Raw genomic sequence first — 24,116 nt, 5'->3', positions numbered from 1 at the left:
CGCGTCATGCGCTCGCGATCTGCGCGCGCTGTCCGGCGCGCCACTTCATCCAGGTGCCGTACACGCCGGACGCCAGCACGAGGCCGACGAACCACGCGTACGTGTAGAGCGTGTTGAAGAACGCCGGCACGTTCGGGAACGACGCCGGAAAGGCGGTATGCAGGAAGCCGGGCAGGTTCGGCAGCACGCCGACCGCGAGCGCGGCGAGCGCGGCCGGGTTCCAGCCGCGCGCGTAGCTGAAGCCGCCGCGTTCGTCGAACAGCGCGCGCGTATCGAGCTGCGTGCCGCGGATCAGGAAGTAGTCGACCATCATGATGCCGGCGACCGGCCCGAGCAGCGCCGAGTACCCGACGAGCCAGGTGAAGATGTAGCCGTCTGTCGTCGCGAGGATCTTCCACGGCATCATCACGATCGCGATCGTCGCGGTGATCATCCCGCCGGCACGGTACGAGATCGCCTTCGGCCACAGGCTCGAGAAGTCGTACGCCGGGCCGACGAGATTCGCGGCGAGGTTGCAGCACATCGTGTCGAGCGTGAGGATCACGAGCGCGATGCCGACGCCGATACCCGTCATGCGGCTCGTCAGGTCGATCGGATCCCAGATCGCGTTGCCGTAGATCACGACGGTCGCCGACGTCACGACGACCGACACCACCGACAGCAGCGCCATCGGCAGCGGCAGCCCGATCGACTGCCCGATCATCTGGTCGCGCTGCGACTGCGCGAAGCGCGTGAAATCGGGGATATTCAGCGCGAGCGTCGCCCAGAAGCCGACCATCGCCGTCAGGCCCGGCCAGAACGTCGCCCAGAACAGCCCGGCCTTCTTGCCGCCGGCCGCGAACTGCGACGGCGCCGACAGCATCGAGCCGAACCCGCCGGCCTTCGACGTCGCCCACCACACGAGCGCCACGCACATCGCGACCTTGATCGGCGCGGACCAGCTCTCGAGCCAGCGGATCGAATCGGTCCCGTGCCAGATGAAGTACAGCTGCAGCACCCAGAACACGAGGAAGCACGCGAGCTGCCCGAACGAGATGCCGACGAGCGGCAGCGCCGCGCCGTGCAGTGCGTTGCCGGTCAGGATGTTCAGCAGCGTGTAGATCGCGCTGCCGCCGAGCCAGGTCTGAATGCCGTACCAGCCGCACGCGACGATCGCGCGCAACAGCGCCGGCAGCTTCGCGCCCTGCGTGCCGAACGACGCGCGCACGAGCACCGCGTACGGAATGCCGTGCTTCGCGCCCGCATGGCCGATCAGCAGCATCGGCGCGAGCACGATCAGGTTGCCGAGCAGCACCGTCATCACCGCCTGCCACGGCGACATCCCTTCCTGGATCAGCCCGGCCGCGAGCATGTACGACGCGATGTTCATCACCATCCCGACCCACAGCGCCGCGAAGTGATACCACTTCCACGTGCGCTGCGCCGGCGTCGTCGGCGCGAGGTCGTCGTTGTACAGGCTGCCGCCCCGCGCCGCGGCGCTGTCGGGATCGGCGGGATTCGCTGCGGATGTCATCGATCGCACTCCACGAAAAACGTCAGCGCCGGCATCGTGCGATGCCGGCCCAGGGGTCACGAAAAGCGGCGGCGCGGACATTGCGCGCCGCCGGACGCCGGTCAGGCCGCCTTCGCATGCTTCTCGGGTGGCGCCGCGGTGCCCGCACCGGCTTCGGCACTCGCCGGATTGTTCGGATGCGTGGTCCAGTTCGCGTAGTCGCCCGAATCGACACGCTCCATCGTGATGCATTGCTCGACCGGACACACGTGCATGCAAAGATTGCACCCGACGCACTCCGAGTCGACCACTTCGAAGTGCCGCACGCCGTCCTTCGTCGCCGTGATCGCCTGGTGCGACGTGTCCTCGCACGCGATATGGCACAGCCCGCACTGGATGCAGCGGTCCTGGTCGATGCGCGCCTTGATGTCGTACTTCAGGTTCAGGTATTTCCAGTCGGTCACGTTCGGCACCGCGCGGCCGCGAATATCGTCGAGCGTCGCGTAGCCCTTCTCGTCCATCCAGTTCGACAGCCCGTCGGCGAGATCCGACACGATCCGGAATCCGTAATGCATCGCCGCGGTGCACACCTGCACGCTGCCGGCGCCGAGCACCATGAACTCGGCCGCGTCGCGCCATGACGAGATGCCGCCGATGCCCGAGATCGGCAGGTTCGGCGTTTCGGGGTCGCGTGCGATCTCGGCCACCATGTTCAGTGCGATCGGCTTCACGGCCGGCCCGCAATAGCCGCCATGCGTGCCCTTGCCGTCGACCGTCGGCATCGGCGCCATCTGATCGAGGTCGACCGCGACGATCGAGTTGATCGTGTTGATCAGCGACACGCCGTCCGCGCCGCCCTTGTACGCGGCGCGCGACCCCATCCGGATATCGCTGATGTTCGGCGTGAGCTTCACGAGGCACGGCAGCTTCGTGCCTTCCTTCACCCAGCGCGTGACCATCTCGACGTATTCGGGCACCTGCCCGACGGCCGCGCCCATGCCGCGCTCGCTCATCCCGTGCGGACAGCCGAAGTTGAGTTCGACCGCATCGGCCCCGGTATCCTCGACGAGCGGCAGGATCCATTTCCAGTCGCGTTCGTTGCACGGCACCATCAGCGACACGATCAGCGCGCGGTCCGGCCAGTCGCGCTTCACCTGCGCGATCTCTCTCAGGTTCACGTCGAGCGGACGGTCGGTGATCAGCTCGATGTTGTTCAGCCCCGCGATGCGCTGGCCGTTCCACTGCACGGCGCCGTAGCGCGAACTGACGTTGACGACGTGCGGATCGAGCCCGAGCGTCTTCCAGACGACGCCGCCCCAGCCCGCCTCGAAGGCGCGGTTGACGTTGTAGGCCTTGTCGGTCGGCGGCGCGGACGCCAGCCAGAACGGATTCGGCGAAGTGATGCCTGCGATGGTGCAGCGAAGGTCGGCCATGGTCGGCTCCAGAAGAATGGTGTCGTGATCGGTATGCCTGGATCCGTCGCGCGTTCAGGCCGCCTTCGCGTCGCGCGCCGCCAGCGCCGCATCGATCGAGGCGGCCGCGCGCTTGCCGTCCTGCACCGCCTGCACCGTGAGGTCGATGCCGTCCGTCGCCGCGCAGTCGCCGCCGGCCCATACGTCGGGCAGCGCCGTACGCCCGTCGGCCTCCACCGCGATGCGCGTGCCGTCGGCCGTCAGCAACGCGGCCGCGATTCCGTCCGGCACCAGCGTCTGCCCGATCGCCTTCAGCACCATGTCCGCCTCGACGGTGAAGCGCTCGCCCGACGCCGCCTCGAATTCGACGCCGGTCACCTGCCCGTTCGCGCCCGCGATGCGCACGGGCTTCGCGTGCGTGACGAGCGTGACGCCGCTCTTCTGCGCAAATTCGCGCTCGGCCCACGTCGCGCTCATCGCGTCGACGCCGCGCCGATACACCATCGTCACGCGCTCGGCGCCGAGCTTGCGGCTCTGCACCGCCGCATCGATCGCCGTATTGCCGCCGCCGATCACGACCACGCGCCGCCCGACCGGCACGTTCTCGAGCCCGTCGGCCTGCCGCACCTGCTCGATGAAGTCGACCGCGTTCATCACGCCGCCCAGTTGCTCGCCGTCGATCGCGAGGGCCCGCACACCGCCCAGACCCATCGCAAGGAACACCGCATCGTGCTGCTCGCGCAGCGCGTCGAGCGTCACGTCGCGGCCGAGCGCGACGCCCGTTGCCAGCGTGATGCCGCCGACCGACAGCAGCCACTCGACTTCGCGCTGCGCGAAATCGTCGACGGTCTTGTACGCGGCGATCCCGTATTCGTTGAGGCCGCCGGCCTTCGGGCGCGCGTCGAACAACGTGACGCGATGCCCGGCGAGCGCGAGCCGGTGCGCGCACGCGAGCCCGGCCGGCCCCGCGCCGACCACCGCGACATGGCGGCCCGTGTCGGGCGCGCGCCGGAACTGCACCGCGCCGGTCGCCATCGCCCAGTCGGTCGCGTGCCGCTGCAGCGCGCCGATCGCAACCGGCTGCGCATCCTGGTGATTCCGCACGCACGCGCCTTCGCACAGGATCTCGGTCGGGCAAACGCGCGCGCACATCCCGCCAAGCGGATTCGCGGACAGGATGTCGGTCGCGGCGCCCTTCAGGTTGCCGTTGCCGATCTTGCGGATGAAGCTCGGGATGTCGATCTGCGTCGGGCAGGCCTGCACGCACGGCGCGTCGTAGCAGTAGTGGCAGCGGCTCGCGGCGGCCGCCGCGGCAGTCGGATCGAGCAGCGGCGCGATATCGGCGAATTCGCACGAGAGTTGCGTGGACGACAGGCGATGCGCGGCGATATCGCCGGTTGGCTTGGTGGTCATACGCGTTCCTTCGACTGAGTGGAGACAAAGCCGTCCCCGCCGGCTGCGAACGCACAGTCGGGGCGGTCATGCTGAGGCATCCTGCAATCAGGCGATACGCAGCCTGCCGGCTGCTACGGTCGATGCGTCATGAAACCGGCTCGCAGGCGCGCGACAGCATCGCGTGCAGCAGCACGTTCGCGCCGGCCTCGATCCATGCGGGTGTCGCGTCCTCGATCTCGTTGTGGCTGATGCCGTCGACACACGGCACGAACACCATCGAGGTCGGCGCGACCTGCGCCAGATAACATGCGTCGTGTCCGGCACCCGATACGATGTCGCGATGCGAGTAGCCGAAGCGATCGGCCGCGCCGCGCACGGCCTCGACGCAGGCGGCATCGAACGCAACCGGCTTGTAGTAGAAAATCTGCTCGAGCGCCGTGTCGAGCCCGATGTCGGCCGCGATGCGCGCGACACCGTCGCGCAGCGCCGCATCCATTTTTGCAAGCACCGCGTCGTCCGGATGCCGGAAGTCGACGGTGAAGAACACGCGGCCCGGAATCACGTTGCGCGAGTTCGGGTGGACCTGCATCATGCCGACCGTCGCGCAGCCGAACGGCGCGTGATCGAGGCCGATCCGGTTGACGAGATCGACGACGCGCGACGCACCGAGCAGCGCATCGCGGCGGCGCGGCATCGGCGTGGGCCCCGCGTGCGCTTCCTGGCCGGTGAACGTGATCTCGTACCAGCGCTGCCCCTGCGCATCGGTCACGACGCCGATCGTCTTGCATTCCGCTTCGAGAATCGGTCCCTGTTCGATATGCAGTTCGAACGCCGCGTGCAGCTTGCGCCCGCCGCACGGCACGTCGCCCGCGTAGCCGATGCGCGCCAGTTCCTCGCCGATCGTCTTGCCGTCCACGTCCTTGCGCGACAGCCCGTACTCGAGCGAAAAAACGCCCGCGAACACGCCGGACGCGACCATCGCGGGCGCGAAACGCGAGCCTTCCTCGTTGGTCCAGATCACGACCTCGACCGGATGCTCGGTCTCGATCCCGTGATCGTTGAGACTGCGAATCACCTCGAGGCCGCCGAGCACGCCGTAGATGCCGTCGAAGCGGCCGCCGGTCGGCTGCGAATCCGCGTGCGAGCCCGTGACGACCGGCGCCGCGTCGGCCACGCGGCCCGCGCGGCGCATGAACACGTTGCCCATCGTATCGACCGTCACCGTGCAGCCGGCGGCCTTCGCCCAGCCGACGATCAGGTCGCGGCCGGCCTTGTCGAGATCGGTCAGCGCGAGGCGGCACACGCCGCCTTTCGGCGTTGCGCCGATCTTCGCGACCTCCATCAGGCTCTCCCACAACCGCTTCCCGTCGACCTTGATCGACGTGTCGAACGCTGCCCGCTTCACTGTTTCCGATACCGCATTCATTCGTATCGCTCCTGTGGGGTCGGTGATGTCGTCAGCCCGGTCTGTGCCGGTGCGCGTCATGCCGGTTTCGGGGCATGCGCGCCCATCAGCGGTGCATGCTTGTGTCGTGTGCGAAACCCGTCAAATCCTGTCCGATTGGACAGGTTTTAGACGATCAAAATCACCAAAGCAATCTCTTTCTTGCGGGAATGGACAGAGCGAGAAACGTGCCATCGCAACGCAGCATCGCGGCGGACGCGCTGTCCGCATGCGTGCGTTCGACGCGGATCAGCGGCTAGAATGAAGCCCAACGCGGCACGCCCGCCGCGCGAGGGTAACGATGAGACATGACGAGGCCGCAGCCGAAGCCACCGACAGCGACGAGACGTCCGCGCCTTTGCGGCGACGCAAGGCACACATCCGCGAATCCAACGAAGCGCATCTGCTCGCCTGTGCGGAGGCCGTGTTCGCCGAACGTGGGTTCGACGGCGCGAGCACCGCGACGATCGCGGAACGCGCCGGCTTGCCGAAAGCGAACCTGCATTACTACTTCCCGACGAAGCTCGCGCTGTACCGCCGCGTGCTCGACGACCTGTTCGAGGAATGGCATCGCGCGGCCGGTTCGTTCGAGGCCAGCGACGATCCGGTGGAAGCGATCGGCGGCTACGTGCGCGCGAAGATGGCGCTGTCGCGGCGGCGCCCGCTCGGCTCGAAGGTGTGGGCCAACGAGATCATCCAGGGCGCGGAGCACATGCAGGACATCCTGTCGGAACGCGTGAAGCCGTGGTTCGACACCCGCGTGAACGTGATCGACGGCTGGATCGCGCGCGGGTTGCTCGCGCCGATCGACCCGCATGCGCTGATGTACCTGATCTGGGCGACCACCCAGCACTACGCGGATTTCGACGCGCAGATCCGCGCGCTGAGCGGCAAGCGCGCGTTCACGCAGAAGGCGTTCGACGAGAAGACCGAGCAGGTCGTGCAGCTCGTGATTCGTGCGTGCGGCGCGGTGTCGCCGAAGGCAAGTTCTCCCGAATGAAAATCGGGCGACGGGTCACGCGCAGGTTCACCCCGCGCCAGACCCGTCGCCCGCGTTGCAGCGTGCGTATTCCGCGATGCGTTACGCGACCCGTTCGATCGCGATCGCCGTCGCCTCGCCCCCGCCGATGCACAGCGATGCGACGCCGCGCTTGAGCCCATACGTGTCGAGCGCGGCCAGCAGCGTCACCATCACGCGCGCACCCGATGCGCCGATCGGATGCCCGAGCGCGCACGCGCCGCCATGCACGTTGACCTTCTCGTGCGGCAGGTCGAGGTCGCGCATCGCGGCCATCGGCACCACCGCGAACGCTTCGTTGATCTCGAACAGGTCGACGTCGCGCAGGTTCCAGCCGGTTTTCTCCGACAGCCTGCGCAGCGCGCCGATCGGCGCGGTCGCGAACAGGCCGGGCTTGTCCGCAAACGTCGAATGCCCGACGATCACGGCCTTCGGCGTGAGGCCGAGACGTTCGGCTTCCGAGCGGCGCATCATCACGAGCGCGGCCGCACCGTCCGAGATCGACGACGCGTTCGCGGCCGTCACCGTGCCGCCTTCGCGGAACGCGGGCTTCAGCGTCGGGATCTTGTCGAGCTTTGCCTTGCCCGGCTGCTCGTCGATCGACACGACGCTTTCCGTCTTGCCGGCCTTCACGGTCACCGGTGCGATCTCCGATACGAAACGCCCCTCCGCGATCGCGCGCTGCGCACGCGTGAGCGACGCGATCGCGAACGCATCCTGCGCCTCCCGCGTGAACTGGTACGCCTGCGCGCAATCCTCGGCGAACGTGCCCATCAGGCGACCCTTCTCGTACGCGTCCTCGAGCCCGTCGAGGAACATGTGATCGAGCACCTGACCGTGGCCCATGCGCATCCCGGCGCGCGCCTTCGGCAGCAGGTACGGCGCATTCGTCATGCTCTCCATCCCGCCCGCGACGGCCACCGCCGCCGAACCGGCCAGCAGCAGATCATGCGCGAACATCGCGGCCTTCATCCCCGAACCGCACATCTTGTTGACGGTGGTCGCGCCTGCGCCGAGCGGCAGCCCGGCCTTCAGCGCGGCCTGTCGTGCCGGCGCCTGGCCCTGGCCGGCCGGCAGCACGCAGCCGAACACGATTTCGTCGATGCGTTCGGCCGGCACGTTCGCGCGCTCGAGCGCCGCGCGAATCGCGACCGCGCCGAGGTCGCTCGCACTGGCCCCCGCCAGGTCGCCCTGAAAACCACCCATCGGCGTACGCGCCGTGCCAACGATTACGATCGGATCCTGAGTCGTCATGATTCGCTTCCTCCAGTGTCAGCGCGGTGCCATGCGCAACGCGCCATCGAGACGGATGACTTCGCCGTTCAGCATCGTGTTCTCGGCGATGTGGCGCACCAGCGCCGCAAATTCTTCCGGGCGGCCGAGCCGCGGCGGGAACGGCACGCTCTTGCCGAGCGCGTCCTGCACGTCCTGCGGCATGCCGGCCATCATCGGCGTCGCGAAGATGCCCGGCGCGACCGTCACGACGCGGATGCCGAAGCGCGCGAGTTCACGCGCGATCGGCAGCGTCATGCCCACCACGCCGCTTTTCGATGCAGCATACGCCGCCTGCCCGATCTGCCCGTCGAACGCCGCGACCGATGCGGTGTTGACGATCACGCCACGCTCGCCTTCCGCATCGGCGTCCTGCTTCGACATCGCTTCGGCGGCCAGCCGGATCATGTTGAACGTGCCGACCAGATTGATCGACACCGCACGGACGAAACGGTCGAGCGAGTGCGGACCGTCGCGGCCGACGACCTTCTCGCCCGGCGCGACGCCCGCGCAGTTGACCAGCGCGTCGATGCGGCCGAACGCGTCGCGCGCGGCGGCGACGGCCGCCTGGCCGTCGGCTTCGTTCGTCACGTCAGTCTTCACGAAGCGGGCGGCCGCCCCGAGTTCGTGCGCGAGGTTCGTCCCGGCATCGTCATTGACGTCCAGCAGCACGGCCTTGCCGCCGGCCCCGACGACCATGCGCGCCACCGCGGCGCCCAGGCCCGAGCCGGCGCCCGTAATCAGAAAAACGCGATCCTTGATATTCATTCGCAGTCCGTATTCAGGGTTGAGCGGCCTTCTCGGCTTCCATCTTGCGCAGCACGAAGCGCTGGATCTTGCCGCTCGGGGTTTTCGGCAGCGCGCCGACGAAGTCGATCGCGCGCGGATACGCGTGAGCGGACAGCCGCCGCTTCACGTGCAGGCTCAATTCCTCGGCCAGTTCCGGCGTGCCGTCGAAGCCCTTCGACAGCACGACGAACGCCTTCACGATCTCCGTACGCTCCGGATCGGGCACGCCGATCACCGCGGCTTCGCTGACGGCCTTATGCTCGATCAGCGCGCTTTCCACGTCGAACGGGCCGATCCGGTAGCCGGACGACGTGATCACGTCGTCCGCGCGGCCGATGAAGCTCACGGTGCCGTCCGGCTCCAGCTCGACGTTGTCGCCGGTCCGGTAATAGCCGCCCGCGATCGCCGGCGTGTCCTGCCGCCAATAGCCGCGGAACCACAGCAGCGGCGAGCGCGCGATGTCGATCGCGAGGTTGCCCGGTTCGCCGGGGCCAAGCTCGCGGCCCGCTTCGTCGAGTACCGCGACACGGTAGCCCGGCATCGCCAGGCCGGCGGAACCGACATGCACCACGTGCGCGAGACCGTGATGGTTGTTCACGACCATCCCGAGCTCGGTCTGGCCGTAGTGATCGTAAATCGGCGCGCCGAGCGCCGCGTCGAACCAGCGCACGACCTCCGGATTCAGCGGCTCGCCCGCGCTGCTGACCACGCGCAGCTTGCCTTTCACGCGCGCCGCCGCTTCCGGCCCGGCAGCCATCAGCATCCGGTACGCGGTCGGCGAGCCGGCCAGGCTCGTGATGCCGAGCCGTTCGATCACGTCGTACGTGCTCTCGACCGTGAAGCTGCCTTCGTAGAGCGTCGTCGCATGGCCGAGCACGAGCGGGCCCGTGATCGCGTAATAGAGGCCGTACGCCCAGCCCGGATCGGCGATGTTCCAGAATCGGTCGCCTGCGCGCAGATCGACCGCTTCGCGCATGTAGGCGCCGAACGCGAGCAACGCGTAAAGCGGCACCGGCACGCCCTTCGGCAAGCCCGTCGTCCCCGACGTCGACATCATCATGAACAGGTCCGTGCCCTTGCGCGGCACGGGTTCGAACGTATCGGGCTGCGCATCGAGCGCCGCGCGGAAATCGATGTCGCGCTCGGGCAGCGTGTCGCCCGGTTCGCGCACCGTCGCGACCGGCGGGCAATCGTCGATCTCGTCGAGCTTCGCGCGATTCGCGACGTTGGTCACGACGACGCGTGCATCGCTCATGCGCAGCCGGTGTTCGATCGCCTTCGGGCCGAATGCGGTGAACAGCGGCTGATAGACGGCCCCCGCGCGCCACGTGCCGAGGATCGTCGCGACGAGCTCGGGCGTGCGCGGCAGCAGGCCGGCCACCACGTCGCCCGGCTTCACGCCCTGCGCGACGAGCAGGTTCGCGACCCGCGCCGACCACGCCTGCATCTGCGCGAACGTGAAGCGGTGGTGCCGCCCGCCGATGTCGATCCAGTCGAGTGCGACCGCGTCCGCCGTCGCGTGCCGGTCGCAGCACTCGACGCACGCGTTCATGCCGCGCTCCAAATCGCCGTGCAGCTGCGCGGCGGCGGTCTCGATTCTGAACCGGGCCACGGCGTCGGCGTAGGCCGGCACCGCCCGGGCGGTCGCTCCATCAGGCATGCGTGTCTCCTGTACGTTATGGCCGCCGTCGAGCCAGGAGCGCGACGGGGCATACATCGATAGTAGACAGCCCGCACATTGCATTCAATGACAAACAGAATCTAGAATCGGGATCGCTTTTGCCATGTCGGGAGGACGCAGAAAAATGGGGCCGCAGATGATTTCGCCGGATTTCGTCGACGATGCGCTCGCGTGCCTGCGCCGGCAAGGCCTGCCGACGGAACCGGTACTGCACGCCGCCGGCCTCCCGGCCGCCGTGCGCGAGCCCGTCACGCCGCAACAGTACGGCCGGCTGTGGCTGGCGATCGCCGGCACGCTCGACGACGAATTCTTCGGCCTCGCCGCGCGCCCGATGCGACGAGGCAGCTTCACGCTGCTGTGCCACGCGGTGCTGCACGCCGGCACGCTCGAGCAGGCGCTGCGCCGCGCGCTGCAGTTCCTTCGCGTGGTGCTCGACGAACCGCACGGCGAACTCGTCGTGGCCGGCGGGCAGGCGCAAATCGTGCTGACGCAGACGGGCGCACCCTATCCGGCGTTCGCCTACCGCACGTTCTGGCTGATCCTGCTCGGCGTCGCGTGCTGGCTGACCGGCCGGCGCATTCCGCTGCAACGGATCGATTTCGCGTGCCCAAGCCCCGACCAGCGCAGCGACTATCACCAGTTCTTCGGCGTCCCCGTGCATTTCGACCGGCCCGACAGCCGGCTCGCGTTCAACGCCGCGTATCTCGCGCTGCCGACGATCCGTTCCGAGCAGGCACTGAAAACCTTCCTCCGCGGCGCGCCCGGCAACCTGCTGGTTCGCTACCGGCACGACACCGGCTGGGTCGCGAAAACGCGCGCGCACCTGAAAGCGCTGCCGGCCGCCGAGTGGCCCGACTTCGACGCGCTGGCCGTGCGCCTCGGCACGACGCCGGCGACGCTGCGGCGGCGCCTGCGCAGCGAAGGGCAGAGCTTCGCTGCGATCAAGGACGAGCTGCGCGGCGCGCTGGCCCAGTCGCTGCTGCGCGCTCACGCGCTCAGCGTCGCGGAGATCGCGGCCGAGCTCGGCTTCACCGAGCCGAGCGCGTTCCATCGCGCGTTCCGCAAGTGGACGGGCACGAGCCCCGGCGCGTTTCGCCGCGACGTGCATGCGGCAAAAGCGGAGCCTTGACGCGCGAAGCGCACGCGGTGCGCTTCGAACATTCGGGTTGTCACCTCACGCTGGCACCGGCGCCGCGGAGCAGTCAGTCGCCGGACGAAAGCGCGCCGCTCGACCGGTCAGCAGTCGATCCCGAGCACTTCGCGTGCGGTCGCATCGACCGCCTTGCGCATCGTGCCGACCAGTTCGTCGATCTGCGCATGATCGATCACCAGCGGCGGCGCAACGATCAGGCGGCCGTTGGTCGATCGCACGATCGCACCGAGTTCGAAACCGACCGTCCGGCTGTGCCAGGTCAGGTCGGCCTCGTTCTCGAAGCGCTCGCGCGTCGCCTTGTCCTTCGCGAACTGGATCGCACCGACCGCGCCCACGCCCTGAATCTCGCCGACGAGCGGGTGACCGTCGAATGCGTCGCGCAGCGCCTTCTGCAGGTACGGGCCCGTATCCGTCCTCGTCCGCTCGACGAGGCCCTCGCGCTCGAGCACGTCGAGGTTCGCCAGCGCGACGGCGGCCGCGACCGGGTGCCCCGAATACGTCAGCCCGTGCGCATAGACGCCACCCTTGTCGACCAGCGCATCGCCGACGCGCCGGCTCATGATCAGGCCGCCCATCGGCACATAACCCGACGTCAACCCCTTGGCCATGCAGATCAGGTCGGGTTCGAAGCCGAAGTGACGATGCGCGAACCACTCGCCGGTACGGCCGAAGCCGCCGATCACTTCATCCGCGCAAAGCAGCACGTCATACTGGCGGCAGATGCGTTCGATCTCCTGCCAGTAGCCGTCCGGCGGGAAAATCATCCCGCCCGCCCCCTGGAACGGCTCCGCGACGAAGGCGGCGACGCGGTCCGCACCGATCTCGAGGATCTTGCGCTCGAGCGACAGCGCCGCCTGCCTGCCGAATGCCTCGGGGCTCAGGTCGCCGCCGTTCGCGTACCAGTACGGTTCGTCGACGTGCGTGACGTTCGGAATCGGCAGGTCGCCCATTTCATGCATGAACGCCATGCCGCCCAGCGACGCGCTGCCGACCGTCGACCCGTGATAACCGTTCACGCGGCCGATCAGCACCTTCTTCGCCGGCTGGCCCATCACGTCCCAGAAGCGCCGTACCGTGCGGATCAGTACCTCATTCGATTCGGAACCCGAATTGGTATACACCACATGGCTGAAGCGATTGCCGAGCAGCGCGAACAGCCGCTCCGACAGTTCGATCACCGACGGGTGCGTCGTATGAAAGAACATGTTGTAGTACGACAGCGCCTTCATCTGCCGCGCGGCGGCGTCGACCAGCTCCGGGCGGCCATAACCGACGTTGGTGCACCACAGCCCGGACATGCCGTCCAGATAGCGGTTGCCGTCGTTGTCCCATAGATATACACCTTCGCCGCGCACCATCACGCGCGCGCCCTCCTCGTTCAGCGCCTTCTGGTCGACGAATGCATGCAGGTGATGCGCGGCGTCGCTGCGTTGATAGTCCTGGGTCGTACGATGCGGAAAGTGGGGGGCATTCATGGGCAAGTCTCCGGTGCGTTGTAGGGATAAAAGCGCGGTCGTGCCGCCCGGCGCGGCCATTGGCGGCCCGCCGGGCCGAATCAGTAGCTGATCCAGGTCGTCTTCAGGCCCGTGTACTTGTCGATCGCGTGCAGCGACAGATCGCGGCCGAAGCCCGACTGGCGGAACCCGCCGAACGGCGTCTGCGCGCTCAGCGCATCGACCGTGTTGACGGACACCGTGCCGGCCCGCAGCCGGCCCGATACGCGATGCGCGCGCGACAGGCTGCCGGTCCACACCGACGCGGCGAGCCCATAGATCGAATCGTTCGCGAGCCGCACGGCCTCGTCCTCGGTGTCGAACGCCATCACCGACAGCACCGGTCCGAAGATTTCCTCGCGCGCGATCGCGTCGTCCGGCTGCACGTCGATGAAGATCGTCGGTTCGATGAAGTAGCCCTTGCCGTCGACACGCGGTGCGCCGCCGCCGATCGCGAGCGTCGCGCTGTCGCGGCCGCGCGCGATCCATTCACGCACGCGCCGATGCTGCTGCTCGTCGACGATCGCGCCCATCCCGCTCGACGGATCGAGCGGATCGCCCGGCATGAATGCAGCGGCATGCGCAATCAGCCGGTCGACGAACGCATCGAGGATCGAGCGCTGGACCAGCAGCCGCGAGTTCGCGGAACACACTTCGCCCTGGTTGAAGAAGATGCCGAAGCACGCCTTGCGTGCGGCGAGATCGAGATCGTCCGCATCGTCGAAGACGAGGTTCGGGCTCTTGCCGCCGCATTCGAGCCACACCTGCTTCATGTTCGACTGCGCGGCGTACTCGAGGAATTTCTTGCCGACGGCCGTCGATCCCGTGAACGCGAGTACGTCGACGTCGGGATGCAGTCCGAGCGCGCGCCCCGCGGTCTCGCCGTCACCCGGCACGACGTTCAGCACGCCGGGCGGCAGGCCGGCCTCGAGCGCCAGCTCCGCGACACGCAGCGCGGACAGCGGCGACTGTTCCGCCGGCTTCAGCACGACGCTGTTGCCGGCGGCAAGCGCCGGCGCCACCTTCCACGCGACCATGTCGAGCGGAAAATTCCACGGCACGACCGCGCCGACCACGCCCAGCGGTTCGCGCGTGACGACCGCGAGGTTACCGGGATCGGCCGACGCGACTTCGCCGTGCAGCTTGTCGACGGCTTCGCCATACCAACCGAACAGGCCGCCCGCGGCCGGCACGTCGATGCCGAACGCGTCCGCGACGCGCTTGCCCATGTTGAGCGAATCGAGCAGCGCGAGCTCTTCGCCATGCGCGGCGATGAGCTCGCCGAGCCGGCACAGCACGCGCTTGCGCTCGGCCGGCGCGCAGCGCGACCAGACGCCGGATTCGAACGCGCGGCGCGCGGCGCGCACCGCATCGTCGACGTCCGGCGCGTCGCACGACGCGACTTCCGCAATGACGGCCTCGGTCGCCGGATTGATCGCGGCGAACGTCCGCCCGCTGCGGGCCGGCACGCCGCGCCCGCCGATATGCGCGAGCGTTCTCGGGACGACCTGCGCCGCGAGACGTCTCCAGTCCGCGTGCTGACGGCTTTCTGTTGAAGTTGGGTTCATTCAAGGCTCCGTTGTGACGACCCGGCGCTTGTGTGGAGTGCTCCGCCCGGCTTCGACCCGACGACGGACGTTGGCGGCCACGACCTCGGCCCATGACCGCCGTGCATCGCGGCAGTCGTCCGGTCGGCCAACTGTCGGTGATCAAAAGGAAATTTGAAAGAACAGTTTTTCTTCTCACTGACGAGGTTATTTCTATCCATTCGATCGTCGTGCAGCGGGGTTTTCCTGCCGCGTCACGATCGCGGCGCCGTTCGTTTTGGAGGTGATTGCTTCGGCATTCCGGTGCGAGCCTGCGTGAAAACGCGACGCAACATTGCGTCGGCACGACGTTGCGCCCCGCGCCGTCCGACCACATACTGGTCGGCCAGTCCGCACGAGGTTGCGTCGATGGGGAGTATCGATCAGGGTGCCGCTTCGGTCTTTGGCGTGATCAGCACGGCCGTGTCCCTGCTGGCGGCGGTTCCGTACGCGCTCGCGATCTACCGGCGCACCGTTCGCCCGCATCTGTTCACGTGGCTCGTCTGGTCGGTCGTCACCGCGATCGCGGCGGCCGGCCAGTTCGCTGCAGGCGCGGGGCCGTCCGCATGGTGCACGGCGGCGATTGCCGTCACGTGCCTTCTGACGCTGGTGGCGAGCATCTTTCGCGGCGATCGCGGCTGGACCGGCCTCGACTGGGTTTTTCTGGGCGCGGCGCTGTCGGCCGTGCCGTTGTGGATGCTGACCGACGACCCGACGATCTCGATCTGCCTGGTCACGCTGATCGAGCTTGCCGGCCTCGGCCCGACCGTGCGCAAGACGATCCGCGATCCGTGGAGCGAAAGCCTCGCCTATTTCGCGCTGTGCGTGCTCAAGTACGCGCTGGCGTTGCTGGCACTGAACACGTGGCGTGGCGCGGTCGCGTTCTATCCGGTCGTCAACGTCATCGCGTCGATCGGCATCTGCGTGGTGATGCTGGTCCGGCGTCAATCGCTGTCGAATGCGCGGTAGGTTTTATCCGCCGCCGCTGCGTGTGCAACCCTTCGGGGATGAAGCGAGGATCCGACATGGATGCAATCCGTACTGTCATCGAACCGTTTGAAACCGCGCTGCGTGCGGCGATGCTGGTCAACGACGTCGACGCGCTCGATACGCTGCTGGACGACGATCTGGTGTTCACCGTCCCGACCGGCCAGATCCTTTCCAACGAAGACGACCTGTCCGCGCATCGTGCGAAGCTGCTGCGCCTGGAGAAACTCGACGTCCACGAAATGCGCGCCTGCGCGATCGACGCGATGATCCTGACCACGACGAAAGCGACACTCGCCGGCCATTTCGACGGCATCGCGTTCGACGGCACGTTTGCCTATACGCGCCTCTGGCGCCGCTCGGGCACGGGCTGGCGCATCGTCGCCGGGCACGCTTCGCAGGTCATGTAGGCTGCGCCCGGTTCAGGCTGTCCGGACATTCGCGCACAGGTGAAGGTGCCGCACCCGTCCATGCCGCGAATGTCGGGTAGCCGATACGCGCGTCGTCAAGCGGGCTGCAACGCCGACGCACGATTGTCCGCGAGCTTGAACTCGCCGACCGTCTGCGCGAGCCTGGCAGCCTGCTCGCGCAACAACGTCGCCGCGGCCGCCGACTGCTCGACGAGCGCCGCATTCTGCTGCGTCGCGTCGTCGAGATGCGACACGGCCTGATTCACCTGCTCGAGCCCCGTGCTCTGCTCCTTCGCCGCCACGGTCATTTCGGCGATCACGCCCGTGATGCCGCGCACGCCCTCGACGATCTCGTCCATCGTCGCCCCGGCCGTCTGGACGAGTCCGGAGCCGCCCTCGATCTTCTCGACCGACGAGTGAATCAGCTGCTTGATCTCCTTGGCGGCTTGCGCGCTGCGCTGTGCGAGTGCACGCACCTCGCCCGCGACGACCGCAAAGCCGCGGCCGTGCTCGTTCGCGCGTGCTGCCTCGACGGCGGCGTTCAACGCGAGGATGTTGGTCTGGAACGCAATGCCGTCGATCACGCCGACGATGTTGGCGATTTCGCCGGACGCTTGCGTGATGTCGTTCATCGTCGACACGACCTCGCTCACGACCGAGCCGCCGCGCAACGCGACAGTCGACGCGGATTCCGCCAGACGGCTCACCTGGCTGGCGGCATCGGCCGAGTTGCGGGCCGTGCCGGCGATTTCCTCGAGCGCGGCGGCCGTCTCCTGCAAGCTCGACGCCGCATGTTCGGTCCGGCTCGACAGATCCTGGTTGCCCTGTGCGATCTCGGCGCTCGCGAGGTTGACGGATTCGCTGAATTCGCGAATCTGCAGCAGGATCGTGCTGATCTTTTCGGCGAACAGGTTGAACGCATGCGCGATCTGCGCGGCTTCGTCCGCGCCGTCGGCGGGCAGGCGTTTCGTCAGGTCGCCGCTGCCGCTCGAGACGTCCATGAGCGCATCGCGAACCAGCAGGATGCGCTTGAAGGCCGCGTTCGTCATCGCGCCGACGAGCGCCGCCGCGATGACGGCGACGATCAGGATGGCAGCCAGCGTCGTGGTCGCGACCGCACGCATGCCGGCCGTCACGTCGGCCTTGTCGAGCGCGAGGACCAGCGACCAGTCGGTGCCTGCGATCGGCTGTGCGCGCACCAGCTTGGTGGCCCCGTCGATGTCGACCGCGACGGGCGCGGACGCCGTTTGCAGCGCGCCGAGGTGATCGGAGTCGAGCGCAGGCGAAAGGCCGGTCGCAGGTTTCATGATCAGGTCGGTCTTCGCCGACGCGATCACGCGCCCGCTCTTGTCCACCAGGAACGCGAAACTCGCCGGTGTCGGGTGAACGGAGGTGACGATCGCGCTCACGCTCTCCATGAACAGGCTGGCGGCCAGCACGCCCTTCACGGCGCCGTCGCGCACCACGGGCACCGCGAACGCGACGGCCGGCTTGCCGGTCGTCGCATCACGGTAGAGCGCCGTCACGACCAGCTGGCCCGCGCTGACGGCTTGCTTGTACCAGGGCCGTGCGGTCGGATCGTAGCCGGGCGCGAGCGGGACGTTCGAGAACGCAGTCTTGTCCGGCAAGCCAAGCGTCAGCACCTCGAAGCCACCCGACTTGCCGAGCAGTTTCAATGCCGGCAGCGGGTCGCCTTCGCCGATCGCGATCGTGTCGGCGAGTGCCTGGGTCGCCCGCGCCCTGCTGGCCACCCATTCGTTGATCGCGAGCGCGTGGCCGGCGAGGATCGACTTGTGGTTCTGGTCGATGGCCTCGTCGTTGTGGTTCTTGACGACGTAATAGACCAGTCCGCCCGTCACGGCCAGCGCCGTGACCACGATGGCGACGCAGGTCGCAAGTATCCGAGCACGAATCGAGGACAGCATGATGACTTCGATCTCCGTTACCGCGTTATTTGAATGGGGTTGCCGAAGGCCGGCAACGTCCTGTTTAACGACAGCGGTGGCGGGAACTTAAGGCCTGACTGGCCTGACCAGTTCAGACGAGAGGTCGGCAGGGCTGCGAAGTCGGAAAAGACGGGGTCGATTCGGCGAGATCGGACTATCGTGCCGACTGTCCGTGGTGCGTCGAGGGAAAGCGTTCAGCAGCGGATTTTCACCGGCACCACAATATCCGGGCGCCTGAAACGTCTTCACAGGCATGGAATCGCCACCCACTTCGCACATGATGACCGACCCAGACCGCGACATCACGGCGACGGTGATGCGTGAACGATCGAGGCTAGTGAGCTTCATCCGGCGCCGGATACGCGACCCGGACGATGCCGAGGACATCCTGCAGGATGTGTTTTACGAATTCGTGCAGGCGTATCGACTGCCTGCCCCGATCGAGCAGGCGAGCGCGTGGCTGTTCCGTACCGCGCGCAACCGCATCATCGATCGTTTTCGCAAGAAGAAGGAGCAGCCGCTGACCGATCTGCTCGAAGCCGAAGACGAACCGGACGGCGAGTATCGGCTGGACCTCGCGCTACCGGCGCACGACGCCGGCCCCGAAGCGCTCTACGCCCGCACGCTGGTGCTCAAGGCGTTGCAGGATGCGCTCGACGAGTTGCCCGCCAATCAGCGTGAGGTTTTCATCGCGCATGAACTGGAAGGGCAGTCCTTCAAGGAGATGGCCGCGCAAAGCGGTATCGCGCTCAATACCCTGCTCGCGCGCAAACGCTATGCGGTCCTGCATCTGCGCGCCCGGCTGCAGCCCATTTATGACGAACTGGACAACTAACGGAGTCGACGGATGAATTTTCGAATCAGATGTGCCGGCAAGGCACTGCTCGTGGTGATCGCCATAGGCGTGCTCGGATGGGTCGTCATGATGCTGTGGAACTGGGTGATGCCGGCGTTATTCGTCGGCGCCCGGACGATCGACTTCGCCCATGCGCTGGGCCTGCTCGTGTTGAGCCGCATTCTGTTCGGCGGATTCCGCGGACACCGTGGCTGGCACGGCCGACGCCACTGGCGCAAGTGGGAATCGATGACGCCGGAAGAGCGCGAGCGTTTTCGGGCCGAGTGGCGATCGGACAGCAACCCGCGCACGGGAGAGTGAACATGCGCGAACGATCCACGGGCAGCTGCAAACAGAAGCCGGGGGTGATTGCGCCGGTCGTCGACCTGAAACGTTGCGAAGGCAAGGGGGATTGCGTCACCGTTTGCCCGGAAAACGTATTCGAGATCCGGCGCATCGATCAGTCCGACTACGTCGGCCTCGGCATGATGCATCGCCTGAAGTTGCGCGTGCATGGAATGAAAGTCGCCTACACGCCGAATGCGCATGCGTGCCGGTCATGCGGGCTTTGCGTGACGGCGTGTCCGGAACGCGCCATCACGCTCGCCCGAAGCACGTAGCATCGCCGGTTGGTCGGCGGCCGAACCTCAGCGCGGGAAACCCGGCGGAGGGAGCAGTCGCTGGATGCGTCGTCGGCCTCATCAATCTCTCCAGGGAATGCACATGACTCAACCCACCATGGCTCTTCTGCAAAGGCTTCATGAGGAGAGCCGAGCCGAAATCATCGCGCGCGCACGCGCGCAGTTCCAGGGATCGAACGAAGCGTTCCTGACGCTCGGCGACGAATACGAGGCGCTTGCTCCCCGGCTGCGGGGACGGTTTCTCGAAATGCTCGGGTTGTCCAGCGAAGACTTCGAGTCCTCGGAAGGCAGCCCGCTATCGTTGGCCGTGTCGGCGGAAACGGGAAGATTCCTGCGCAACATGGTGCTTTCGCAACGGCCGGCCAGAATCCTCGAGCTCGGCAGTTCCCGCGGCGTGTCCACGCTGTATTTCGCGGAGGCGCTGCGCATGTTGGGCCGCGGCGTGGTCGTCGCGACCGAGCGCGACACGCTCAAGTGCGCACATCTGCGCGCGCACGCCAAAACGGCAGGCCTGGACGCTTATGTCGATTTGCGGGAGGGCGACGTATTCGAGACCGTTGCCGAATTGGACGGGGCCTTCGACCTGGTATTCATCGACGTTTGGGCCGACGCTTATCTGAGACTGTTCAAGCAGATCGAGCACCTGCTGCGCCCGGGATCGGTCGTGCTTGCCGACAACATGTACACAGCCGAGGATGCCGTTCGACCCTACAAGCAATACCTGGACAACGATCCGCGGTTTTCGACCACGACGCTGGACTTTGAATCGGGGGTCGAATTTACGGTCGTCGTATCTTGAGTCGGGATGTCGTCGAATGGATGCGATGAATCGAGCACCTTTCTGCGCCGACGCGCATTTCCGTCGCCGAAATGCAAAAACCCCCGCCTGGTCGGGCGGGGGTTCTTGGCTTAGGGAGCCTGACGATTACCTACTTTCACACGGGAATCCGCACTATCATCGGCGTAGAGTCGTTTCACGGTCCTGTTCGGGATGGGAAGGGGTGGGACCGACTCGCTATGGTCATCAGGCAAAGAGGGTTGTTGCGTTGCTTCGCAGCGCAACCAATCTTGGAAGAAGCAGTAATTTTGGTGTTGTGCGTATCAGCACATCGCGGTCATTCAACCGCTGTCTGTAAAACAGACTTGTTATAGGATCAAGCCTTACGGGCAATTAGTATCAGTTAGCTGAACGCATTACTGCGCTTACACACCTGACCTATCAACGTCCTGGTCTCGAACGACCCTTCAAGGGGATCTAGTCCCCAGGGATATCTCATCTTAAGGCGAGTTTCCCGCTTAGATGCTTTCAGCGGTTATCTCTTCCGAACATAGCTACCCGGCGATGCCACTGGCGTGACAACCGGTACACCAGAGGTTCGTCCACTCCGGTCCTCTCGTACTAGGAGCAGCCCCCTTCAAATATCCAACGCCCACGGCAGATAGGGACCAAACTGTCTCACGACGTTTTAAACCCAGCTCACGTACCTCTTTAAATGGCGAACAGCCATACCCTTGGGACCGGCTACAGCCCCAGGATGAGATGAGCCGACATCGAGGTGCCAAACACCGCCGTCGATATGAACTCTTGGGCGGTATCAGCCTGTTATCCCCAGAGTACCTTTTATCCGTTGAGCGATGGCCCTTCCATACAGAACCACCGGATCACTATGACCTGCTTTCGCACCTGCTCGACTTGTCGGTCTCGCAGTTAAGCACGCTTATGCCATTGCACTATCAGCACGATTTCCGACCGTACCTAGCGTACCTTCGTACTCCTCCGTTACGCTTTGGGAGGAGACCGCCCCAGTCAAACTGCCTACCATGCACTGTCCCCGACCCGGATCACGGGCCAAGGTTAGAACCTCAAACAAACCAGGGTGGTATTTCAAGGACGGCTCCACCGAAACTAGCGTTCCGGTTTCATAGCCTCCCACCTATCCTACACAGATCGGTTCAAAGTCCAATGCAAAGCTACAGTAAAGGTTCATGGGGTCTTTCCGTCTAGCCGCGGGTAGATTGCATCATCACAAACACTTCAACTTCGCTGAGTCTCGGGAGGAGACAGTGTGGCCATCGTTACGCCATTCGTGCAGGTCGGAACTTACCCGACAAGGAATTTCGCTACCTTAGGACCGTTATAGTTACGGCCGCCGTTTACCGGGACTTCAATCAAGAGCTTGCACCCCATCATTTAATCTTCCGGCACCGGGCAGGCGTCACACCCTATACGTCCACTTTCGTGTTTGCAGAGTGCTGTGTTTTTATTAAACAGTCGCAGCCACCAGTTTATTGCAACCCCTTCACCCTCCTGGCGCAGGCCAGTCAAGCTACAAGGGCGTACCTTATCCCGAAGTTACGGTACCAATTTGCCGAGTTCCTTCTCCCGAGTTCTCTCAAGCGCCTTAGAATACTCATCTCGCCCACCTGTGTCGGTTTGCGGTACGGTCATCGTTAGACTGAAGCTTAGAGGCTTTTCTTGGAACCACTTCCAATTGCTTCGCTCCCTAAGGAGCTCGCGCCACACCCTTGAATTGCGCACCCGGATTTGCCTAAGTGCCTTCTCCAATGCAGCGACCGGGACTTCCAACACCCGGACAACCTTCCGCGATCCGTCCCCCCATCGCATCTAACAATGGTGCAGGAATATTGACCTGCTTCCCATCAGCTACGCATTTCTGCCTCGCCTTAGGGGCCGACTCACCCTACGCCGATGAACGTTGCGTAGGAAACCTTGGGCTTACGGCGAGGGGGCCTTTCACCCCCTTTATCGCTACTCATGTCAGCATTCGCACTTCCGATACCTCCAGCACGCTTTTCAACGCACCTTCGCAGGCTTACGGAACGCTCTCCTACCATGCGTGCAAAGCACGCATCCGCAGCTTCGGTATATAGCTTAGCCCCGTTACATCTTCCGCGCAGGACGACTCGATCAGTGAGCTATTACGCTTTCTTTAAAGGGTGGCTGCTTCTAAGCCAACCTCCTGACTGTTTTAGCCTTCCCACTTCGTTTCCCACTTAGCTATATTTGGGGACCTTAGCTGGCGGTCTGGGTTGTTTCCCTCTTGACACCGGACGTTAGCACCCGATGTCTGTCTCCCGTGATTGCACTCTTCGGTATTCGGAGTTTGCTATGGCGGGGTAATCTGCAATAGACCCCCCAACCATGACAGTGCTCTACCCCCGAAGGTGAGACACGAGGCACTACCTAAATAGTTTTCGGAGAGAACCAGCTATTTCCAGGTTTGTTTAGCCTTTCACCCCTATCCACAGCTCATCCCCTAACTTTTCAACGTTAGTGGGTTCGGACCTCCAGTACGTGTTACCGCACCTTCATCCTGGCCATGGATAGATCACCTGGTTTCGGGTCTACGCCCAGCAACTGAACGCCCTATTCGGACTCGCTTTCGCTACGCCTGCCCTATACGGTTAAGCTTGCTACTGAACGTAAGTCGCTGACCCATTATACAAAAGGTACGCCGTCACCCCTTACGAGGCTCCGACTGTTTGTATGCATGCGGTTTCAGGATCTATTTCACTCCCCTCCCGGGGTTCTTTTCGCCTTTCCCTCACGGTACTGGTTCACTATCGGTCGATCACGAGTATTTAGCCTTGGAGGATGGTCCCCCCATCTTCAGACAGGATTTCACGTGTCCCGCCCTACTTGTCGCACACCTAGTTCTTTCATACTGTTTTCGCCTACGGGGCTATCACCCGCTATGGCCGCACTTTCCAGAGCGTTCGGCTAACAATACAAATAAAGAGTGCAAGGCTCATCCCATTTCGCTCGCCACTACTTTGGGAATCTCGGTTGATTTCTTTTCCTGCGGTTACTTAGATGTTTCAGTTCACCGCGTTCGCTTCGCATGGCCTATGTATTCAGCCATGGATACTCCAAAAGGAGTGGGTTTCCCCATTCGGACATCTACGGATCAAAGCTCGTTTGCCAGCTCCCCGTAGCTTTTCGCAGGCTACCGCGTCCTTCATCGCCTGTGATCGCCAAGGCATCCACCACATGCACTTGTTCGCTTGACCCTATAACGAGTCTGTCTCTCGACAGCCGCTACAGGTTGAGTTCTCGCGTTGTGCCGTATTCCAATTGAGTCAAACATAGAGTTCGAATCATCTTGAGATACATCGATACAATCACAACCCGGATAGTTTCCACGTCCATCTCAAGACGCTTCCGCTATCCAAATTACTTACTTCTTCCAGATTGTTAAAGAACGACAGCCGATATCTGTTGATATCCTCTGACTGGCTCAATCGCCAATGCAAAATTCTCGGTTCAGCGTGTGAACCAAGCACTTAGCGTTGGTGATTGGTGGAGGCAGACGGGATCGAACCGACGACCCCCTGCTTGCAAAGCAGGTGCTCTCCCAGCTGAGCTATGCCCCCATTGAGTACAGATGCCTCAGGTACCTACCGCCAGACAATGGTGGGTCTGGTTGGATTCGAACCAACGACCCCCGCCTTATCAAGACGGTGCTCTAACCGACTGAGCTACAGACCCCTGAGTCTGTCTTTAAATTTACAGCCGATAAGCGTGAGCGCTCAACTTTGCG

At 65.0% G+C, this 24,116-nt stretch carries 18 protein-coding genes, 2 tRNA genes and 2 rRNA genes; 8 read left to right on the top strand and 14 right to left on the bottom strand.

Going from position 1 to position 24,116, the window contains the following annotated elements; genetic code table 11:
• Positions 1 to 4: 4 nt before the first annotated feature.
• The 4 genes from VXM69_RS38640 to VXM69_RS38625 all read right to left on the bottom strand — a co-directional run bounded on the left by VXM69_RS38640 (position 5) and on the right by VXM69_RS38625 (position 5,725).
• Entirely contained in the window at positions 5 to 1,513 is a 1,509-nt protein-coding gene (locus VXM69_RS38640) for an NCS1 family nucleobase:cation symporter-1 (protein WP_367190553.1), read from the bottom strand.
• 101 nt (positions 1,514 to 1,614) lie between these two features.
• On the bottom strand, positions 1,615 to 2,925 hold the full coding sequence (preA, locus tag VXM69_RS38635) for an NAD-dependent dihydropyrimidine dehydrogenase subunit PreA (protein ID WP_034190669.1): 1,311 nt from the start codon (positions 2,923 to 2,925) through the stop codon (positions 1,615 to 1,617).
• A 54-nt stretch (positions 2,926 to 2,979) separates the two neighbouring features.
• The gene (locus VXM69_RS38630) at positions 2,980 to 4,317 is read right to left on the bottom strand and encodes an NAD(P)-dependent oxidoreductase (RefSeq protein WP_367190552.1); all 1,338 of its coding nucleotides are present in this window, start codon (positions 4,315 to 4,317) and stop codon (positions 2,980 to 2,982) included.
• Between the two features lie 127 nt (positions 4,318 to 4,444).
• The gene (locus VXM69_RS38625; protein ID WP_034190671.1) at positions 4,445 to 5,725 is read right to left on the bottom strand and encodes a Zn-dependent hydrolase; all 1,281 of its coding nucleotides are present in this window, start codon (positions 5,723 to 5,725) and stop codon (positions 4,445 to 4,447) included.
• Positions 5,726 to 6,044: 319 nt separating this feature from the next.
• On the opposite strand from VXM69_RS38625, the gene VXM69_RS38620 reads away from it, so the two are divergent.
• Entirely contained in the window at positions 6,045 to 6,743 is a 699-nt protein-coding gene (locus tag VXM69_RS38620; RefSeq protein WP_034190672.1) for a TetR/AcrR family transcriptional regulator, read from the top strand.
• A gap of 81 nt (positions 6,744 to 6,824) precedes the next feature.
• Here VXM69_RS38620 and VXM69_RS38615 read toward each other — a convergent pair whose 3' ends face one another.
• Genes VXM69_RS38615 through VXM69_RS38605 form a run of 3 tightly spaced genes read right to left on the bottom strand, consistent with a single transcriptional unit; the run spans position 6,825 to position 10,482 of the window.
• On the bottom strand, positions 6,825 to 8,015 hold the full coding sequence (locus VXM69_RS38615; protein WP_034190673.1) for an acetyl-CoA C-acetyltransferase: 1,191 nt from the start codon (positions 8,013 to 8,015) through the stop codon (positions 6,825 to 6,827).
• 18 nt (positions 8,016 to 8,033) lie between these two features.
• Complete coding sequence (locus VXM69_RS38610) at positions 8,034 to 8,801, bottom strand: 3-hydroxyacyl-CoA dehydrogenase (RefSeq protein ID WP_034190674.1); 768 nt, start codon at positions 8,799 to 8,801, stop codon at positions 8,034 to 8,036.
• A 13-nt stretch (positions 8,802 to 8,814) separates the two neighbouring features.
• Complete coding sequence (locus tag VXM69_RS38605; protein ID WP_034190691.1) at positions 8,815 to 10,482, bottom strand: acyl-CoA synthetase; 1,668 nt, start codon at positions 10,480 to 10,482, stop codon at positions 8,815 to 8,817.
• A gap of 145 nt (positions 10,483 to 10,627) precedes the next feature.
• Between VXM69_RS38605 and VXM69_RS38600 the strand changes: the two genes are divergently transcribed.
• Positions 10,628 to 11,632 (top strand): AraC family transcriptional regulator, encoded by a 1,005-nt coding sequence (locus VXM69_RS38600; protein ID WP_049029564.1) that lies wholly within the window; start codon positions 10,628 to 10,630, stop codon positions 11,630 to 11,632.
• 107 nt (positions 11,633 to 11,739) lie between these two features.
• On the opposite strand, the gene VXM69_RS38595 is transcribed toward VXM69_RS38600, so the two are convergent.
• Positions 11,740 to 13,131: an aspartate aminotransferase family protein gene (locus tag VXM69_RS38595; protein WP_034190676.1), complete on the bottom strand. Its 1,392-nt coding sequence runs from the start codon at positions 13,129 to 13,131 to the stop codon at positions 11,740 to 11,742.
• 80 nt (positions 13,132 to 13,211) lie between these two features.
• Positions 13,212 to 14,717: an aldehyde dehydrogenase gene (locus VXM69_RS38590; protein ID WP_367190551.1), complete on the bottom strand. Its 1,506-nt coding sequence runs from the start codon at positions 14,715 to 14,717 to the stop codon at positions 13,212 to 13,214.
• 387 nt (positions 14,718 to 15,104) lie between these two features.
• Between VXM69_RS38590 and VXM69_RS38585 the strand changes: the two genes are divergently transcribed.
• Positions 15,105 to 15,704, top strand: a complete 600-nt coding sequence (locus tag VXM69_RS38585) for a hypothetical protein (RefSeq protein WP_367190550.1) — start codon at positions 15,105 to 15,107, stop codon at positions 15,702 to 15,704.
• A 56-nt stretch (positions 15,705 to 15,760) separates the two neighbouring features.
• A complete protein-coding gene (locus VXM69_RS38580) occupies positions 15,761 to 16,132 on the top strand; it encodes a nuclear transport factor 2 family protein (RefSeq protein ID WP_367190549.1) in 372 nt (123 codons plus the stop codon).
• Between the two features lie 95 nt (positions 16,133 to 16,227).
• On the opposite strand, the gene VXM69_RS38575 is transcribed toward VXM69_RS38580, so the two are convergent.
• Complete coding sequence (locus tag VXM69_RS38575; RefSeq protein WP_059557998.1) at positions 16,228 to 18,057, bottom strand: methyl-accepting chemotaxis protein; 1,830 nt, start codon at positions 18,055 to 18,057, stop codon at positions 16,228 to 16,230.
• 274 nt (positions 18,058 to 18,331) lie between these two features.
• Between VXM69_RS38575 and VXM69_RS38570 the strand changes: the two genes are divergently transcribed.
• From VXM69_RS38570 to VXM69_RS38555, 4 genes are all read left to right on the top strand, one after another.
• Positions 18,332 to 18,913, top strand: a complete 582-nt coding sequence (locus VXM69_RS38570; RefSeq protein ID WP_175902134.1) for a sigma-70 family RNA polymerase sigma factor — start codon at positions 18,332 to 18,334, stop codon at positions 18,911 to 18,913.
• Between the two features lie 12 nt (positions 18,914 to 18,925).
• Positions 18,926 to 19,234, top strand: a complete 309-nt coding sequence (locus VXM69_RS38565) for a hypothetical protein (protein ID WP_367190548.1) — start codon at positions 18,926 to 18,928, stop codon at positions 19,232 to 19,234.
• Between the two features lie 2 nt (positions 19,235 to 19,236).
• A complete protein-coding gene (locus VXM69_RS38560; RefSeq protein WP_034190682.1) occupies positions 19,237 to 19,533 on the top strand; it encodes a 4Fe-4S dicluster domain-containing protein in 297 nt (98 codons plus the stop codon).
• 103 nt (positions 19,534 to 19,636) lie between these two features.
• Positions 19,637 to 20,353, top strand: coding sequence for an O-methyltransferase (locus VXM69_RS38555; protein WP_226253857.1), 717 nt, complete (start codon positions 19,637 to 19,639; stop codon positions 20,351 to 20,353).
• A gap of 117 nt (positions 20,354 to 20,470) precedes the next feature.
• Here VXM69_RS38555 and rrf read toward each other — a convergent pair.
• The 4 genes from rrf to VXM69_RS38535 all read right to left on the bottom strand — a co-directional run bounded on the left by rrf (position 20,471) and on the right by VXM69_RS38535 (position 24,064).
• Positions 20,471 to 20,583: ribosomal RNA gene (gene rrf, locus VXM69_RS38550) — 5S ribosomal RNA — on the bottom strand.
• Between the two features lie 121 nt (positions 20,584 to 20,704).
• Positions 20,705 to 23,586, bottom strand: a 23S ribosomal RNA gene (locus tag VXM69_RS38545).
• 287 nt (positions 23,587 to 23,873) lie between these two features.
• A tRNA-Ala gene (locus VXM69_RS38540) sits at positions 23,874 to 23,949 on the bottom strand.
• 38 nt (positions 23,950 to 23,987) lie between these two features.
• Positions 23,988 to 24,064: transfer RNA gene (locus VXM69_RS38535), tRNA-Ile, on the bottom strand.
• Positions 24,065 to 24,116: the final 52 nt, after the last annotated feature.

Source organism: Burkholderia sp. Ed8 (genome assembly GCF_040761425.1).
Taxonomy (GTDB): Bacteria; Pseudomonadota; Gammaproteobacteria; order Burkholderiales; family Burkholderiaceae; genus Burkholderia; species Burkholderia seminalis.
Note: the sequence above shows the minus strand (reverse complement) of the source record. Positions and strands in the feature narration are given on the sequence as shown.

Bases quoted from the DNA above. Each gene is read 5' to 3' on its own strand.
- VXM69_RS38640 (WP_367190553.1), bottom strand. From the start codon at position 1,513: ATGACATCCGCAGCGAATCCCGCCGATCCCGACAGCGCCGCGGCGCGG.
- preA (WP_034190669.1), bottom strand. From the start codon at position 2,925: ATGGCCGACCTTCGCTGCACCATCGCAGGCATCACTTCGCCGAATCCG.
- VXM69_RS38630 (WP_367190552.1), bottom strand. From the start codon at position 4,317: ATGACCACCAAGCCAACCGGCGATATCGCCGCGCATCGCCTGTCGTCC.
- VXM69_RS38625 (WP_034190671.1), bottom strand. From the start codon at position 5,725: ATGAATGCGGTATCGGAAACAGTGAAGCGGGCAGCGTTCGACACGTCG.
- VXM69_RS38620 (WP_034190672.1), top strand. From the start codon at position 6,045: ATGAGACATGACGAGGCCGCAGCCGAAGCCACCGACAGCGACGAGACG.
- VXM69_RS38615 (WP_034190673.1), bottom strand. From the start codon at position 8,015: ATGACGACTCAGGATCCGATCGTAATCGTTGGCACGGCGCGTACGCCG.
- VXM69_RS38610 (WP_034190674.1), bottom strand. From the start codon at position 8,801: ATGAATATCAAGGATCGCGTTTTTCTGATTACGGGCGCCGGCTCGGGC.
- VXM69_RS38605 (WP_034190691.1), bottom strand. From the start codon at position 10,482: ATGCCTGATGGAGCGACCGCCCGGGCGGTGCCGGCCTACGCCGACGCC.
- VXM69_RS38600 (WP_049029564.1), top strand. From the start codon at position 10,628: ATGGGGCCGCAGATGATTTCGCCGGATTTCGTCGACGATGCGCTCGCG.
- VXM69_RS38595 (WP_034190676.1), bottom strand. From the start codon at position 13,131: ATGAATGCCCCCCACTTTCCGCATCGTACGACCCAGGACTATCAACGC.
- VXM69_RS38590 (WP_367190551.1), bottom strand. From the start codon at position 14,717: ATGAACCCAACTTCAACAGAAAGCCGTCAGCACGCGGACTGGAGACGT.
- VXM69_RS38585 (WP_367190550.1), top strand. From the start codon at position 15,105: ATGGGGAGTATCGATCAGGGTGCCGCTTCGGTCTTTGGCGTGATCAGC.
- VXM69_RS38580 (WP_367190549.1), top strand. From the start codon at position 15,761: ATGGATGCAATCCGTACTGTCATCGAACCGTTTGAAACCGCGCTGCGT.
- VXM69_RS38575 (WP_059557998.1), bottom strand. From the start codon at position 18,057: ATGCTGTCCTCGATTCGTGCTCGGATACTTGCGACCTGCGTCGCCATC.
- VXM69_RS38570 (WP_175902134.1), top strand. From the start codon at position 18,332: ATGGAATCGCCACCCACTTCGCACATGATGACCGACCCAGACCGCGAC.
- VXM69_RS38565 (WP_367190548.1), top strand. From the start codon at position 18,926: ATGAATTTTCGAATCAGATGTGCCGGCAAGGCACTGCTCGTGGTGATC.
- VXM69_RS38560 (WP_034190682.1), top strand. From the start codon at position 19,237: ATGCGCGAACGATCCACGGGCAGCTGCAAACAGAAGCCGGGGGTGATT.
- VXM69_RS38555 (WP_226253857.1), top strand. From the start codon at position 19,637: ATGACTCAACCCACCATGGCTCTTCTGCAAAGGCTTCATGAGGAGAGC.